At 70.6% G+C, this 15,670-nt stretch carries 12 protein-coding genes; 5 read left to right on the forward strand and 7 right to left on the reverse strand.

The features are described 5' to 3' along the window. Positions 1–160: 160 nt before the first annotated feature. Both ddaH and rocD read left to right on the forward strand, forming a co-directional pair. Positions 161–1,045, forward strand: coding sequence for a dimethylargininase (gene ddaH / locus G5T42_RS07180; protein ID WP_241245997.1), 885 nt, complete (start codon positions 161–163; stop codon positions 1,043–1,045). An 11-nt stretch (positions 1,046–1,056) separates the two neighbouring features. Further along, positions 1,057–2,286, forward strand: a complete 1,230-nt coding sequence (gene rocD / locus G5T42_RS07185; RefSeq protein WP_165127212.1) for an ornithine--oxo-acid transaminase — start codon at positions 1,057–1,059, stop codon at positions 2,284–2,286. A 94-nt stretch (positions 2,287–2,380) separates the two neighbouring features. On the opposite strand, the gene G5T42_RS07190 is transcribed toward rocD, so the two are convergent. Then, positions 2,381–3,979 carry a molybdopterin-dependent oxidoreductase gene (locus tag G5T42_RS07190; RefSeq protein ID WP_165127214.1) on the reverse strand — a complete coding sequence of 533 codons (1,599 nt, stop codon included), beginning with the start codon at positions 3,977–3,979 and terminating at the stop codon, positions 2,381–2,383. 89 nt (positions 3,980–4,068) lie between these two features. Here G5T42_RS07190 and G5T42_RS07195 point away from each other — a divergent pair, with 89 nt between their 5' ends. Genes G5T42_RS07195 through G5T42_RS07205 form a run of 3 tightly spaced genes read left to right on the forward strand, consistent with a single transcriptional unit; the run spans position 4,069 to position 7,665 of the window. Further along, entirely contained in the window at positions 4,069–5,883 is a 1,815-nt protein-coding gene (locus G5T42_RS07195) for a circularly permuted type 2 ATP-grasp protein (RefSeq protein ID WP_241245998.1), read from the forward strand. After that, positions 5,877–6,809, forward strand: a complete 933-nt coding sequence (locus G5T42_RS07200; RefSeq protein ID WP_165127216.1) for an alpha-E domain-containing protein — start codon at positions 5,877–5,879, stop codon at positions 6,807–6,809. The genes G5T42_RS07195 and G5T42_RS07200 overlap by 7 nt, the downstream gene beginning before the upstream one ends. A gap of 10 nt (positions 6,810–6,819) precedes the next feature. Continuing rightward, complete coding sequence (locus tag G5T42_RS07205; protein ID WP_165127218.1) at positions 6,820–7,665, forward strand: transglutaminase family protein; 846 nt, start codon at positions 6,820–6,822, stop codon at positions 7,663–7,665. A 23-nt stretch (positions 7,666–7,688) separates the two neighbouring features. On the opposite strand, the gene G5T42_RS07210 is transcribed toward G5T42_RS07205, so the two are convergent. The 6 genes from G5T42_RS07210 to rhaI form a co-directional block, all read right to left on the reverse strand. Further along, entirely contained in the window at positions 7,689–9,347 is a 1,659-nt protein-coding gene (locus G5T42_RS07210; protein WP_165127220.1) for a DHA2 family efflux MFS transporter permease subunit, read from the reverse strand. A gap of 69 nt (positions 9,348–9,416) precedes the next feature. Further along, positions 9,417–9,632 carry a hypothetical protein gene (locus tag G5T42_RS07215; protein ID WP_241245999.1) on the reverse strand — a complete coding sequence of 72 codons (216 nt, stop codon included), beginning with the start codon at positions 9,630–9,632 and terminating at the stop codon, positions 9,417–9,419. A gap of 69 nt (positions 9,633–9,701) precedes the next feature. After that, positions 9,702–11,114: a rhamnulokinase family protein gene (locus tag G5T42_RS07220; protein WP_165127222.1), complete on the reverse strand. Its 1,413-nt coding sequence runs from the start codon at positions 11,112–11,114 to the stop codon at positions 9,702–9,704. A 133-nt stretch (positions 11,115–11,247) separates the two neighbouring features. Further along, positions 11,248–13,284 (reverse strand): bifunctional aldolase/short-chain dehydrogenase, encoded by a 2,037-nt coding sequence (locus tag G5T42_RS07225; RefSeq protein WP_165127224.1) that lies wholly within the window; start codon positions 13,282–13,284, stop codon positions 11,248–11,250. A gap of 26 nt (positions 13,285–13,310) precedes the next feature. Beyond that, entirely contained in the window at positions 13,311–14,327 is a 1,017-nt protein-coding gene (locus G5T42_RS07230) for an alpha/beta hydrolase fold domain-containing protein (protein WP_165127226.1), read from the reverse strand. After that, positions 14,324–15,490 carry an L-rhamnose isomerase gene (gene rhaI, locus G5T42_RS07235; protein ID WP_165127228.1) on the reverse strand — a complete coding sequence of 389 codons (1,167 nt, stop codon included), beginning with the start codon at positions 15,488–15,490 and terminating at the stop codon, positions 14,324–14,326. Before rhaI ends, G5T42_RS07230 begins: the two co-directional genes overlap by 4 nt. Between the last annotated feature and the right edge of the window lie 180 nt (positions 15,491–15,670).

A 15,670-nucleotide genomic window follows, 5' to 3' on the forward strand; every position in this document is an offset into this window, starting at 1 on the left:
CTCGTCATGAGCGGCGAAGGCGGCATCCGTTCGATCAGACAGCGTTCACGGGCGTTTTCCGCACGCCGTGAGACAATGGATGCGGCGTGCCCGTGTTGCCGGCTTCTGCAGCCCCGCCGGGCCTCTGGACAGCGTCCGCCGCGCCTCCGAAGGAGCATGAATGTCCATGCAGAACACCGCGCCCCTCGCGACCGCCTCGGCTGAGAGCACCGCCTCGAGGATCCAGCAGCATCGCCGCTACCTCATGTGCCGCCCCGAGCACTTCACGGTGAGCTACACGATCAACCCCTGGATGGAGCCCGCGAACCCCACCGACACGGCGCTCGCCGTGCGCCAGTGGCAGGCGCTCTACGACACGTACCTCCAGCTCGGCCACGAGGTCCAGCTCATCGACCCGCTCGAGGGCCTCCCCGACATGGTCTACACGGCCAACGGCGGCTTCATCATCGACAACGTCGCCTACGGCGCCAAGTTCCGGTTCCAGGAGCGGGTGCCCGAGGGCCCGGCGTTCATGGACTGGTTCCGCGACAACGGGTTCGAGGTCGTCGAGCCCCGCGAGGTCAACGAGGGCGAGGGAGACTTCCTGCTCGTGGGCGACACGATCCTCGCCGGCACCGGCTTCCGCTCGACGGGCGACAGCCACCGCGAGATCGGCGAGGTCTTCGGCAAGGAGGTCGTCTCGCTCAAGCTCGTCGACCCGCGCTTTTACCACCTCGACACCGCGATCGCCGTGCTCGACCCCGTCGAGGGCGAGGGCGGCGTCGAGCGCGCGAACATCGCGTACCTCGAGCACGCGTTCGACGCCGAGGGCCAGGCGATCCTCGCCGAGCGCTACCCCGACGCGATCCGCGTGAGCGATGAGGACGGCGCCGTGTTCGGCCTCAACTCCGCCAGCGACGGCCTCAACGTCATCATCTCGCCCCGCGCGAACGGCTTCGAGGCGCAGCTGCGCGAGCGCGGCTACAACCCGGTGCTCGTCGACCTGTCGGAGCTTCTGCTCGGCGGCGGCGGCATCAAGTGCTGCACCCTCGAGCTGCGCCGCTGAAGGATCGCGCCATGACTCCCTCGCAGAGCCCGACGCTCGACACCTCCACGATCCGCATCATCGGGTCCGAAGAGCACCACGTCGCCCACAACTACCACCCGCTGCCCGTCGTGATCGCACGCGGCGAGGGCGCCTGGGTGACGGATGTCGAGGGCAAGCGCTACCTCGACCTGCTCTCGGCCTACTCGGCCCTGAACTTCGGCCACCGGCATCCCGCCCTCATCGCCGCCGCCGAGGAGCAGCTCGGACGCCTCACGCTCACGAGCCGCGCGTACCACAACGACCGGCTCGGCGAGTTCGCGACCGCGCTCGCGCGGCTGTGTAAGAAGGACCTCGTGCTCCCCATGAACACGGGGGCGGAGGCCGTCGAGACGGGCATCAAGGTCGCCCGCGCGTGGGCGTACCGGGTCAAGGGCGTCGCGCCGGAGCAGGCGACCATCGTCGTGGCGAACGGCAACTTCCACGGCCGCACGACGACCATCGTCGGCTTCAGCGACGACGCGCAGGCGCGCGGGGACTTCGGACCCTTCACGCCCGGGTTCATCAGCGTGCCGTTCGGGGATGCCGAGGCGATCGAAGCCGCGATCACCCCCGAGACGGCGGCCGTTCTGGTCGAGCCGATCCAGGGCGAGGCGGGCGTCGTCATCCCGCCGGAGGGCTACCTCCGCGCCGTGCGCGAGATCTGCACGAAGCACGGCGTGCTCTTCATCGCCGACGAGATCCAGTCCGGCCTCGGCCGCGTCGGTGAGACGTTCGCGTGCGACCGCGAGGGCGTCGTGCCCGACGTGTACCTCCTCGGCAAGGCGCTGGGCGGAGGCATCCTGCCCCTCTCGGCCGTCGTCGCCGACGAGGACGTGCTCGGGGTCATCCGGCCCGGGGAGCACGGCTCGACGTTCGGCGGCAACCCGCTGGCGTCGGCTGTGGGCGTGCGCGTCGTCGAGATGCTCGAGTCCGGCGAGTTCCAGACCCGCGCCGCGGCCCTGGGGGAGCACCTCGAGGCGAAGCTCGCCGAGCTCGTCGGCCACGGGGTGACCGGTGTGCGCATCGCGGGGCTGTGGGCCGGCGTCGACATCGATCCGGCGCGCGGCACGGGCCGCGAGATGGCCGAGCGCCTGCTTGCGCGCGGTGTGCTCGTCAAGGACACGCACGGCCAGACCATCCGCATCGCGCCGCCGCTCGTCATCCGGGCGACGGAGCTCGACTGGGCCGTCGAGCAGCTGAAGCTCGTCCTCGAGGGCTGACTTCTCGCGCTCGCCCGCGGCAATTCGCGGGTGCCACTGCGGGTGCACCGCCGGCACACGCGCTGATCGCCGCGGGGGAGACGGATGCCGCGAGCTACGCGACGGTGACGTTGAGCTGCTGCCAGCCCGTCGCGCCGTCGGGCTCGGGCCAGGAGTCCTTCTCGGTCTGCGTCTCGCCGTCCACGTTGGTCGCGCGGCAGCGGATGGAGTGCGAGCCCGCGTCGGCGCGCCACGGGATCGACCACTGCACCCACGTGTCGTCCGAGATCGCGGTGGCGAGCTGCGCCTCGCGCCAGGGACCGCCGTCGACCTGCACCTCGACCTTCGAGATGCCGACATGCTGCTGCCACGCGACCCCCGCGATCACGGTGTCGCCGGGGCTCAGCCCCTGGTTGCGCCGCGGGACGTCGATGCGGGACTGCAGCTTGACGGGGCCCTTCGCAGACCAGCCGCGGCTCGTCCAGTACGCGCTCGCGCGATCGAAGCGCGTGACCTCGAGCTCGGTCACCCATTTGGTCGCCGACACGTAGCCGTACAGCCCGGGCACGACCATACGGACGGGGAAGCCGTGCTCGGCCGGCAGGGGCTCGTCGTTCATGCCGACGGCGAGGATCGCGGCGCGGTCGGGCTCCTGCAGCACTTCGAGCGGCGTGCCTGCGGTGAACCCGTCGATCGACCGCGAGAGCACCATGTCGGCGTCGGCGGTCGGTCGAGCCCGATCGAGGAGGTGCCGGATGGGATAGCCGAGCCACTTCGCATTGCCGATCAGATCACCGCCCACGGGGTTCGAGACGCAGGCGAGGGTCGTCCAGCTCTCCTCGAGCGGGAGGCCGAGGAGCTCGTCCCAGCCGATCTCGACCTCTTGCTCGACGAGCCCGAAGATGCGAAGGCTCCACGTGGCGGGGTCGACCTGCGGCACGATCAGCGCCGTGTCGATGCGGTAGAAGCTCGCGTTCGGCGTGACGACCTGCGAGACGCCCGTCACATCGAGCTGCGCACCCGCGGGGACCGCCGGCGCCGCGATCGCGGGCTTGGGCAGGCGCAGGACGCTGCGCACGGCCTCGACCGTCCGCGATCCCGCCTGCAGCGCCGACCCCACGATCGCCGCGAGGACGCCGACCGCCGCCGCGGAACCCGTCCACACGAGGAAGCGGCGGCGCGCCTCGTCGGCCGGGCCGCCGTCGGCGTCGCCGAACTCGCGGGCCGAGGCGTCGCGGGCCGAGGCATCCCTCCGCGCGAGCCGCGTCAGGAGTCGCAGCGCGATCGCGGCAGCGACACCGGCCACGAGCGACGGCAGCCACGAGAGGCCGGTGGCCCCTGCCCGCGTCATGGCGAGCAGCGCCACGCCGACCCCGAGCGCGGTGCAGATCGCGACGCCGAACCACGGGCGACGGAGTTCGAGCATGCCGACGCCCGCCGCAGCGACGAGCAGGACGAGCCCGATGCCGACGAGCAGGGCGGCCTTGTCGTTCGTGCCGAAGAGCGAGATCGCGGCATCCTTCGCCCATGAGGGCGCGAGGTCGATGAGCACGCCGCCGACGACCGAGAAGGGGCTCGACGACGGTGCGGCGATCGCCGCGGCGAGCTCGCCCAGTCCGGCGCCGGCGACGACGGATGCCACGCCCGCGGCCGCGCCGGCGAGCAGCGAGGGCCTCGGAGCGACGCGGGTCGAGGCGACCGCCTCACGAGTCATAGCGTGAGCATACGTCCGTTCCGGGCAGGGCGGACCGGCTCAGCCGGGTGGAAACACAGCGGCAACACGCCCCCGACTAGGCTTTTCGCATGGGCGATCTGTTCGACGGCTACGGCTCCACTCTGGCGCCGCGCAAGACCGCATCAGGCACGCCTGCGTTCGACGAGATGTTCGGTTCCCCCGCCCACCCGGGCGCTCCGGTCGAGTCGCGCGACGCCTACCGCGAGCTCTACCAGGCACTCGCGCAGATGACCCAGGAGGAGCTGCGCGGGCGCACCGATTCGCTCGCCAGCTCGTACCTCGCTCAGGGCGTCACGTTCGACTTCGCCGGCGAGGAGCGTCCGTTCCCGCTCGACGCGGTGCCCCGCATCATCGAGTACGACGAGTGGTCGCGCATCGAGGCGGGGGTCAAGCAGCGGGTGCACGCGCTCGAGGCCTTCCTCGACGACGCGTACGGCCACCAGCACTGCGTGCGCGACGGCGTTCTGCCGGCCGCCCTCATCGCGTCGTCGCAGTACTTCTACCGCCAGGCCTCCGGCATCCACTCGGCCAACGGCGTGCGCATCCAGGTGTCGGGCATCGACCTCATCCGCGACGAGCACGGCGAGATGCGCGTGCTCGAAGACAATGTGCGCGTGCCGTCGGGCGTGAGCTACGTCATCTCGAACCGTCGGGTCATGGCTCAGACGCTTCCCGAGCTCTTCGTCTCGATGCGGGTCCGCCCCGTGGGCGACTACCCGAACAAGCTCCTCGCCGCGCTGCGGGCGTCCGCCCCGGCGGGCATCGACGACCCGAACGTCGTGGTCCTCACCCCCGGTGTGTACAACTCCGCGTACTTCGAGCACACGCTGCTGGCCCGGCTCATGGGCGTGGAGCTCGTCGAGGGGCGCGATCTGCTCTGCGTCGGCGGCAAGGTCTTCATGCGCACGACCCGGGGGCCTAAGCGCGTCGACGTCATCTACCGGCGCGTCGACGACGACTACCTCGATCCGCTCCAATTCCGCGCCGACTCGATGCTGGGTGCACCCGGGCTCATGCTCGCCGCTCGTCTCGGCAACGTCACGATCGCGAACGCCGTCGGCAACGGCGTCGCCGACGACAAGCTCCTCTACACGTACGTCCCCGACCTCATCCGCTACTACCTCGCGGAAGAGCCGATCCTCAAGAACGTCGACACCTGGCGGCTCGAAGACCCGAACGCGCTCGAAGAGGTGCTCGACCGGCTCGACCAGCTCGTCGTGAAGCCGGTCGACGGGTCGGGCGGCAAGGGATTGGTCGTGGGACCGGATGCCTCGCCCGCCGAGCTCGAGAAGCTCCGGCAGCGTCTGCTCGCCGACCCGCGCGGCTGGATCGCGCAGCCCGTCGTCATGCTCTCCACCATTCCGACGCTCGTCGAGGACGGCATGCGCCCCCGCCACGCCGACCTCCGCCCCTTCGCGGTCAACGACGGCGAGGATGTCTGGGTGCTCCCCGGCGGCCTCACGCGCGTCGCGCTCCCCGAGGGGCAGCTCGTCGTCAACTCGAGCCAGGGCGGCGGGTCGAAGGACACGTGGATCGTCGGCGGCTCAGCGCCGGGGCACGTGGAGTACGGACAGGGGCACGGCCTGCCCGGGCTCGTCGCCGACCAGGCCGCGACCATCACCGCGGCCATCCCGATCATCTACGACGGGCAGCCGGCGGTCACGCACTCGCCGCAGGATCGTCCGCGCTCGCGCGTCGAGCAGCAGGAGCAGCAGCAGCAGCAAGGGCCTGCCGGCCAGACGCAGACGATGGGCGGGATGACGCAGACGCAGTCGTTCGGGCGATCGATGTTCGACCCTTCGACAAGCTCAGGGACCGGATCGGCGTCGGGGACCGGATCGGCGTCGGGGACCGGCGACGGCGTCGGGGAGACGTCATGCTGAGCCGCATCGCCGAGTCGCTGTTCTGGATCGGCCGCTACATCGAGCGGTCCGATGGCACCGCCCGCATCCTCGACGTCCACCTCCAGCTGCTCCTCGAAGACCCGTGGATCGACGAAGACACGGCGTGCCGGTCGCTCCTGGCCGTCATGGGGTCGTTTCCCGCCGCCGAGATCGACAAGGTCACCCGCGAGGACGTGCTCGCGCGCCTCGCCGTCGACCGCGCCAATCCGTCGAGCATCGCCTACTCGCTCACCGCCGCACGCGAGAACGCTCGTCGCGCCCGCGAGATCGTCAGCACCGAGCTGTGGGAGTGCCTCAACACCACCAACTCGCGGATGCCTCGCCGGCTCCAGACCGAGAAGGTCCACGAGTTCTTCCAGTGGGTGCGGGAGCGCGCGGCGCTCGCCGTCGGCATCGTCGACTCCTCGACGAGCCGTGACGAGGCGTGGCAGTTCTTCACGCTGGGCCGCAGCATCGAGCGCGCCGACATGACGGCGCGCATGCTTGCGACCCGGTCGCTCACCGAGGCATCCGGTCCCTCGTGGACCACGATCCTGCGGTCGTGCGGCGCGTACGAGGCATACCTGCGCACCTATCGAGGCATGCCGAGCGCGAAGAACGCGGCCGAGTTCCTGCTGCTCGACCGGCTGTTCCCGCGCTCGATCATCTACTCGATCCAGCGCGCCGAGGACTGCATGAGCGCCATCGACCCGCGCGCCGACCGCGTCGGCCACTCGAACACGGTGCTGCGGGCGCTCGGGCGCATCCGCAACGACCTGGAGTACCAGCCGATCAGCGACATCCTCGGCGAGCTGCCGCGCCACATGGATCGCGTGCAGAAGGTGACGCGCGAGGCATCCGAGGCCATCCGCTCGCGGTTCTTCCCGACGCAGGCCGAGCCCAGCTGGATCGGAGAGATTTCATGAGGTGGCGCGCATGAAGAGGCTCCGCATCGAGCACGCCACGGGCTTCTCGTACCAGGGAGAGGTGTCGGCGTCGTACAACGAGGCGCGGATGCTCCCGAGCTCGACCGACAGCCAGTTCGTGCTCAGCTCCGCGCTCGAGATCGACCCTTCGACGTCGGTGAACCAGTACGTCGACTACTTCGGCACGCGAGTCGCCGCGTTCGACGTCCTCTCGTCGCACGCCGAGCTGAAGATCACGGCCCGCTCGCTCGTCGAGGTGCGGCCGCGGCCGATCGAGCACATCGACGTATCGTGGCAGCGCCTCGCGCAGGAGGTCGGCCGCTCGATCGACACGATCGAGCAGCTCGGCCAGAGCGTGCGCACGAAGCCCCACCCCGAGGTCGCCGACATCGCCCGGTCGATCGCGAGCCAGCACGACCACCCCGGGCGCGCCGCACACGCGATCGCTTCGGCCATCGGCGATGCCGTCGAGTACATGCACGGCATCACGGGCGTCCACTCGACGGCGGCCGAGGCGTGGGAGGCGCGCAAGGGCGTCTGCCAGGACATGGCGCACATCACCCTCGGCGCGCTGCGCGAGGTCGGGATCCCGGCGCGCTACGTCTCGGGATACCTGCACCCCAGGTCGAACGCCGAGGTCGGGCAGGCTGTCACGGGCGAGTCCCACGCGTGGGTCGAGTGGTTCGCGGGGGACTGGCAGGGTTTCGATCCCACGAACAACATCGAGATCGGCGACCGGCACGTGCTCGTCGGCCGCGGCCGCGACTACAACGACGTGCCGCCGCTTCGCGGGGTCTACGCGGGGCCGTTCAAGAGCCACCTGCACGTGAAGGTCACGATCACGCGCGAAGCCTGATCCCCGTCGTCGGACTTCCGCGCCTACTTCGGAGGTTCGGGGACGGATGCTCCGACATCCGTCCGATTCTCCGAACCTGGTGACCCGACCTCGGCCCCGGCATCCTCGAACTCGGCACGGCGCCCGCTGCCCAGCGAGAGGGTCGCGGCGAGGCCGAGCACGAGGAATCCCGCGGCGGCGAACGTCGCGTAGCGCGTGCCCTCCGAGAACGCGGCCTTCGCGTCGTCGGCGAGCGCCTCGGTCTGCGGCGACTCCGCGAGTCCCGCGATCGCGCCGCCCGCGCTGTCGACGACAGCGGAGACGACCTGGTCCCGCTGCGCGGCGGGGAGTCCTCGATCGTCGAGCTTCGCTTCGAGCACGGTGGCGGTCGTGGAGAAGAGGATCGTCCCGAGGATCGCGATGCCGAGCGCGGCACCGAGCTGGCGGGCCGTCGACTGCGTGCCCGAGGCCTGGCCGCCCTCGGCGACCGGAACGTCGACGAGCACGACGCCGGTCAGCTGCGCCGTCGCGAGGCCCACGCCGAACCCGTAGACGAAGAGCGCGGGGACGAGCGGCACCCACGAGGCATCCGGTGCGATCGCGAAGCCGACCCCTGCGATGCCGACGATCTCGGCGACGATGCCCACCCGGACGATCGAGACCGGCGCGAACCGGCCGCTGAAGGCCCCCGCGAAGCCGCTCGCCACGAACGAGCCGATGGCCAGCGAGAGCAGGATGAACCCCGTCTGCAGAGCGTCGAACCCGAGCACGAACTGCAGCCACAGCGGCAGCGCGAGGATCAGCCCGAACTCGCCGAGCGACACGATCATCGCCGCGATGTTGCCGTTGCGGAACGACGGGATGCGGAAGAGTCGGAACGCGATGATGGTCGAGCGCCCCTTGCGCCGTCGATGCAGTCCCCACGCGATGAATGCGACGATGCCGAGTCCCGCTATGGCGAAGGCGATGGGGATCGGCGAGAGCTCGAACGGCCACTCCCAATCGCCGATCGTGAGGGGCTCCTCGGTCAGCCACCAGCCGTACGTCCGGCCCTCGATGAGGGCGAACACGAGGGCGGCCATCGTCACGACCGACAGCACCGCCCCGACGGCGTCGACCCGCGCCGCGTCCCCGCGCGACTCGTCGACGGTCATCAGCACGCCGACGATGATCAGGATGCCGAGCGGCACGTTGATGAGGAACGCCCAGTGCCACGAGAAGTCCGTCGTCAGCCAGCCGCCGAGGAGCGGCCCCACCGCCGCCATGCCGCCGATGGTCGATCCCCAGACCGCGAACGCGATGCCGCGCTCACGTCCCCGGAAGGTGGCATTCAGGAGCGAGAGCGTCGTCGGCAGGATCATCGCCCCGCCGACGCCCTGCACGAAGCGCGCGAGGATGAGGGCCGTCCCGGTGGGGGCGAGCGCCGCGCCGACCGAGGCGAGGGTGAAGATGACGACGCCGATGATCAGCATCCGTCGTCGTCCCACCCTGTCGGCGACGCTGCCGAAGACGAGCAGCAGCGACGCGAAGACGAGGGTGTAGGCCTCTTGGACCCACTGCACCTCGGTCGAGGTGATCCCGAGGTCGTCGACGATCGAGGGGATCGCGACGTTGACGATCGTCGAATCGACGATGATCAGCGCGACGGCGACACTGATGAAGACGAGGCCGGCCCAACGGCGGCGGCTCGAGGCATCGGACATATTGCTAGCTTATCTAGCAATATCGCTTCTTGGGTAGACGCTCCCCAGAGTCGGGCGAGTCTCGCGGAGTCAGGCCGAGGGGGAGTCGGGGTCGAGCGCCTTGAGCATGTCCTCCTCGGCCGGGTTGTCGGCCTGCAGCTGCTCCTCGGTCGTCTCGTCACCGCCCGTCGGGGCATCCTCGCCACGGTCGGCGAGCTGCTCACCGCCGGGTAGGTCAGCGGCGAGCTGGTCGGTGCCCGCCGAGGGCTCTTCGATGGGGTCGTTGTTCGCGCGGTCGTCAGTCATAGCCCGACGGTACGACCGGCGCGTGCACCGCGTCCTGGGATTGACAAGCCGCGCGCGGTCGGCGGGTCGTCAGCGCTTCGGATCGTAGCGACGCGGCGGGTGCGTGCGCGCGACCAGATCACGGAGCGACTCGAGCGAACCGGTGACGAACCCCGCGGCCCGCGCCTGTACCAGGACGTTGCCGAGGGCAGTCGCCTCCACGGGGCCCGCCAGCACGGGGAGTCCCGCCCGGTCGGCCGTGCGCTGGCAGAGGAGCTCGTTGAGCGCGCCGCCGCCGACGATGTGGATCGTGCGGACGTCGACGCCGCCGATGCGTCCGGCTTCGATGGATGCCTCGGCGAACGCCTGCGCGAGAGACTCCACGATGGACCGCGCGTACTCCGCGCGCGTGCGCGGCGCGGCGACGCCGTGCTCGGCGCACCACTCGTCGATGCGCGCCGGCATGTCGCCGGGAGGGAGGAAGCGCGGGTCGTCGACGTCGAAGACCGGCACCTCCGACGTGACCTCCTCCGCGGAGTCGAGGAGCGTGGGGAGGTCGATGGGATGCCCCTGCCGCTCCCACGTCCGCACCGCCTCGCTCAGCACCCACAGGCCCATGACGTTGTGGAGGAGCCGGATGCGCCCGTCGACGCCGCCCTCGTTGGTGAAGTTCGCCGCGAGGGCGTCGGGCGTGAGGACGAGGTGCTCGACCTCGACCCCGACCAGGCCCCACGTTCCGCACGAGATGTACGCCGCGGCATCCGCCTGCATCGGCACTGCGACGACGGCGGACGCCGTGTCGTGCGAGCCGACCGCGGTGACCGGCGTGCCGGGAGCAGCGCCGATGGCGGCGGCGACCTCGGGCAGGAGGGCGCCGAGGCGCTCGCCCGGGGCGATGAGCGGGGGAAGGATGCCTCGCGGGATGCCGAGCGCCGCGACGAGCTCCTCGTCCCACACGCCTTCGCGGAGGAGGCCCGTGGTCGAGGCGTTGGTCTGCTCGGCCCGGGCCTCGCCGGTCAGCCAGTAGCCCACGAGATCCGGGATGAGCAGCGCCGTGTCGGCGAAGCCGAGCAGCTCGGTCGGCTCGGCTGCGAACTGGTACAGCGTGTTGAAGGGAAGGAACTGCAGGCCGTTCCGGGCGTACAGGTCGGCCTGCGGCATCCGTCCGTGGACCGCTTCGACCCCGAGGGCCGTGCGCGAGTCGCGGTAATGGAAGGGGTTGCCGAGGAGGCGTCCGCCGCGCAGGAGGCCGTAGTCGACGGCCCACGAGTCGACGCCGATGCTCGAGATGCCGGGCTCGGTGCGGAAGGCCTCGCGAAGCCCCTTCACGGCGGCGCCGTAGAGCGAGAGGACGTCCCAGTGCAGACCGTCTGCGACCTGGACGGGGTCGTTCGGGAAGCGTGCGACGGGCGTCGCGTCGAGCGTGTCGGGACCGACGTGCCCGACGATGACCCGCCCGCTCGTCGCGCCGAGGTCGATCGCCGCGACCGCGCCCGCGCTCATCGGGCGATCCCGATGGTTCCGGGCGTTTCGTCTCGCTCCGCTCGCTCAACGACCGAGGTGTTGTGCGCGGTCGTTGAGCGAGGGAGCGGAGCGACCGAGACGAAAGGCGCCGAGCGAACGAGCCGCGCCGCGCTCATCGGAGGAAGGCGGCCGCGACGCCGGAGTCGACCGGGATGTGCAGACCCGTCGTGCGGCTGAGCTCGGGGCCCGTCAGGACGAACACCGCATCCGCGACGTTCTCGGGCACGACCTCGCGCTTGAGGATCGTGCGGTTGGCGTAGAACTGGCCGAGGTCCTCTTCTGCCACGCCGTACGTCGCCGCGCGGTTGGCGCCCCAGCCCGAGGCGAAGATGCCCGAGCCGCGCACGACGCCGTCGGGGTTGATGCCGTTGACGCGCACGCCGTATTCGCCGAGCTCGACCGCGAGGAGGCGGACCTGGTGCGCCTGGTCGGCCTTCGTCGCCGAGTACGCGATGTTGTTGGGGCCGGCGAAGACGGAGTTCTTCGACGAGATGTAGATGATGTCGCCGCCGAGGCCCTGTTCGATCAGCGCTTTCGCCGCGGCCTTCGACACGAGGAACGAGCCCTTCGCCATGACGTCGTGCTGCAGGTCCCAGTCCTTCTCGGTCGTCTCGAGGAGCGGCTTGGACAGCGACAGGCCGGCGTTGTTCACGACGAGGTCGATGCCGCCGAACGCGAGGAGGGTCGCGTCGATCGCGGCCTGAACGCCCTCGGCGTCGGCGACGTTCGCGGCCACGCCGATCGCGACATCCGTCCCGCCGAGCTCGGCAGCGGCCGCCTGCGCCTTCTCGAGGTCGAGGTCGGCGACGACGACGCAGGCGCCCTCGGCGGCGAGCCGGGTCGCGATCGCCTTGCCGATGCCGGATGCCGCGCCGGTGACGAACGCGATGCGGCCCTGGTGGGTCTTGGGCTTCGGCATCCGCTGGAGCTTGGCCTCTTCGAGTGCCCAGTACTCGATGCGGAACTTCTCCTCGTCGCTGATCGGCTGATAGCTCGACAGGGCCTCGGCGCCGCGCATGACGTTTATGGCGTTGACGTAGAACTCGCCCGCGACGCGCGCCGTCTGCTTGTTCGCGCCGAACGAGAACTGGCCGACGCCCGGGACGAGCACGATGAGCGGGTCGGCGCCGCGGATCGCGGGGGAGTCCTCCGTCGCATACGCGTCGTAGTAGGCCTGGTAGTCGGCGCGGTACGCCTCGTGCAGCTCCTTGAGGCGTGCGATCTGCTCCTCGACCGACGCCGTCGCCGGCAGGTCGAGGACGAGCGGCTTCACCTTCGTGCGGAGGAAGTGGTCGGGGCAGCTCGTGCCCAGCGCCGCGAGAGGGGCGAGCCGCTCGCGGGAGAGGAAGTCGAGCACGACGTCGGAGTCGTCGTAGTGACCGACCATCGGCTTGTCGTGCGAGGCGATCCCGCGGATGGTCGGGGCGAGCGCCGCCGCCCTCGCGCGGCGTTCGGCCTCGGGCAGAGGCTCGAAGCCCGGCGCGACGGCGCCGAAGGGCTCCGCCTTGCCGTGCTCGGCGATGTACGCGGCGGCCGTGTCGATGATCCACAGCGAGTTCTGCTCGGCCTCGTCCGACGTCTCACCCCACGCCGTGATGCCGTGGCCGCCGAGGATGCAGCCGATGGCCTGCGGGTTCTGCGCCTTGATCTCCGCGATGTCGAGGCCGAGCTGGAAGCCCGGGCGGCGCCACGGCACCCACACGACCTTGTCGCCGAAGATCTTCGTCGTGAGCTCCTCGCCGTCGGCGGCGGTCGCGATCGCGATGCCCGAGTCCGGGTGCAGGTGGTCGACGTGCGGCGCGTCGACGAGGCCGTGCATCGCGGTGTCGATCGACGGCGCGGCGCCCCCCTTGCCATGCAGGCAGTAGTCGAAGGCCGCGACCATCTCGTCCTCGCGGTCGACGCCGGGGTAGACGTTCACGAGCGACCGCAGGCGGTCGAGGCGCAGCACCGCGAGGCCCTTCTCGGTGAGCGTGCCGAGGTCTCCGCCCGAGCCCTTGACCCAGAGCAGCTCGACGGGCTCGCCGGTCACCGGGTCGGTCTCGGTGCCCTTCGCGGAGGTGTTGCCGCCGGCGTAGTTCGTGTTCTTCGGGTCGGCGCCCAGGCGATTGCTGCGCGCGAGAAGGTCGGCGGCGGCGGGATTCGTCATCAGGGTTTCCTTGCGTCGTTGAGATTTCAGCGTGAGGTCTGCTCAGCCGCGGCATCCTGCGGCTCTGCGTCGGCAGCACCCGCACTTCGCCGCGGGGGAGCAGAGGGGGAGGTGTGCTCGGCCGCGGCATCCTGCGGCTCTGCGTCGGCAGCACCCGCGCTCTGCCGCGGGGGAGCGGGAGGCGTGGGGGAAGCGGTGGGCAGGGCTGCGAGGCGGGTCGCGATGCGCTCGATCGAGACGGATGCCGCGGCATCCGTCGGCCGGTTCAGATGGCCGTGGATCGTCCCCGGCTCGATGACGACCTCGACCTCGCGCCCGGCGGCGGTGAGAGTTGCGGCGAAGACCTCGCCCGAGACGCGGAGCTCGTCGACCTCGCCGTTGATCATGAGGGTCGGGGGGAAGCCCGCCAGGTCGTCGGCCGTCGCAAGGCCGGGGACGGCGAAGAGCGGCGCGTCGTCTACGGGCCCGCCGAGGTAGTTCTCGTACATCCCGAGGACGGCTTCCGGGCCGAAGGTGTCGGCCCACGGCTGGGCGTCGAGCGCGGCGCGCAAGGCAGAGTCCGGCGCGGGCTGCACGGCGAGGAGCGTCGGATACGCGAGCACGACGAGCGCGGGGAGGACCACGGCGTCGGGGGACGGCATCCGGAGAACCGCTCCGGTCACGAGGTTCGCACCCGCGCTCGCGCCGCCGATCGCAAGGCGTGCGGGGTCGACCCGCAGTCGCGCCGCATTCTCGACGGTCCAGGCCCACGCGGTGAGGACGTCATCGGATGCCGCGGGAAAGTGGACGCCGCTGCGCACGGGCACCCCGATGGCCTCCGCCCACTCCGGCGGCGTCGGGGCGAGCCGGTAGTCGACCGAGACCACCGTCGTGCCCCTCGCTGCAAGCGAGCGCGCGACCCAGTCGGCCTCCGGCATGTCGACGTCGCCCCCGGCGAAACCGCCGCCGTGCGCCCAGACCAGGCCCGTGCCGTTCGGCTCACGCGCGGGGTAGACGCGCACGAGCCCGTCGGCGGCGGAGTACGGGTCGGTTGCGGCGCTCACGCTCCCCAGCCCGCCTGCACTCCGCCGACGCGGTCGGCGGCGATCTGCTGCTGGTAGCCCGAGGCGGCGTAGGCCGCCATCGGGTCGGCGGCGAGCCCGCGCGACTCGCGCCACTCGGCCAGAGCCGGGCGCACATCCGTGTAGAAGGCATCCATGAAGACGGCGTTGGCAGCGAGCACGTCGTTCGCGGACTGGGCGGCGGCGAGAGCCTCGCGGTCGACGAGCAGGGCCCGCGCCGTCATCTCCTGCACGTTCAGCACGGAGCGGATCTGCCCGGGGATCTTGTCCTCGATGTTGTGGCACTGGTCGAGCATGAAAGCGACGTCGGGGTTGTTGAGGCCGCCGCCGCGCACGACCTCGAAGATGATGCGGAACAGCTGGAACGGATCGGCGGCGCCCACGATGAGATCGTCGTCGGCGTAGAAGCGCGAGTTGAAGTCGAACGAGCCGAGCTTCCCGAGACGCAGCAGCTGCATGACGATGAACTCGATGTTGGTGCCCGGGGCGTGGTGGCCCGTGTCGAGGCAGACCATGGCCTTGTCGCCGAGCGAGGCGACCTGCGCGTACGATGTACCCCAGTCCGGGACGTCGGTGTGGTAGAAAGCCGGCTCGAAGAACTTGTACTCGAGCACGAGGCGCTGCTCGTCGCTCAGCCGCTCGTAGATCTTGCGGAGGGAGTCCTGCAGGCGGTCCTGGCGGGCGCGCATGTCGTTCTGCCCGGGGTAGTTCGAACCCTCCGCGAGCCAGATCTTGAGGTCGCGCGAGCCCGTCTCGCCCATGATGTCGATGCACTCGAAGTGGTGGTCGATCGCCTTCCGGCGGATGGTGTCGTCGTGGTGCGTGAGGGCGCCGAACTTGTAGTCCTCGTCCTGGAAGGTGTTCGAGTTGATCGTGCCGAGCGCGACACCGAGGTCTTCGGCGTGCCGGCGGAGGTCGGCGTAGTCGTCGACCTTGTCCCACGGGATGTGGAGTGCGACGCTCGGCGCGAGCCGGGTGAACTCGTTGACCTTCGCGGCATCCGCGATCTTCTCGTACGGGTCGCGCGGCGTTCCCGCCGTCGGGAACACGCGGAAGCGTGTGCCGGAGTTCCCGAACGCCCACGAGGGCAGCTCGATGCCCTGCAGTTCGAGCTCGGACAGGATTTCGGAGGAGAGGATGCTCACGATGCGTCGCTTTCTTCGTCGGATGCGGTCACGGTGGATGCCTCGGCGCTGCGTGCCGGCGCTGCGAGCGTGATCCTCCGATGAATCGTTTCACTAACCATACGGGGCACCGATGCCCTGGTCAAGTCGAGGGTCTCTGCCGGGCCGTCCGGGGTGGAATCCGCGATGCCGGGTGATACG

Origin of the sequence: Microbacterium sp. 4R-513, from assembly GCF_011046485.1 — a bacterium.
Taxonomy (GTDB): domain Bacteria; phylum Actinomycetota; class Actinomycetes; order Actinomycetales; family Microbacteriaceae; genus Microbacterium.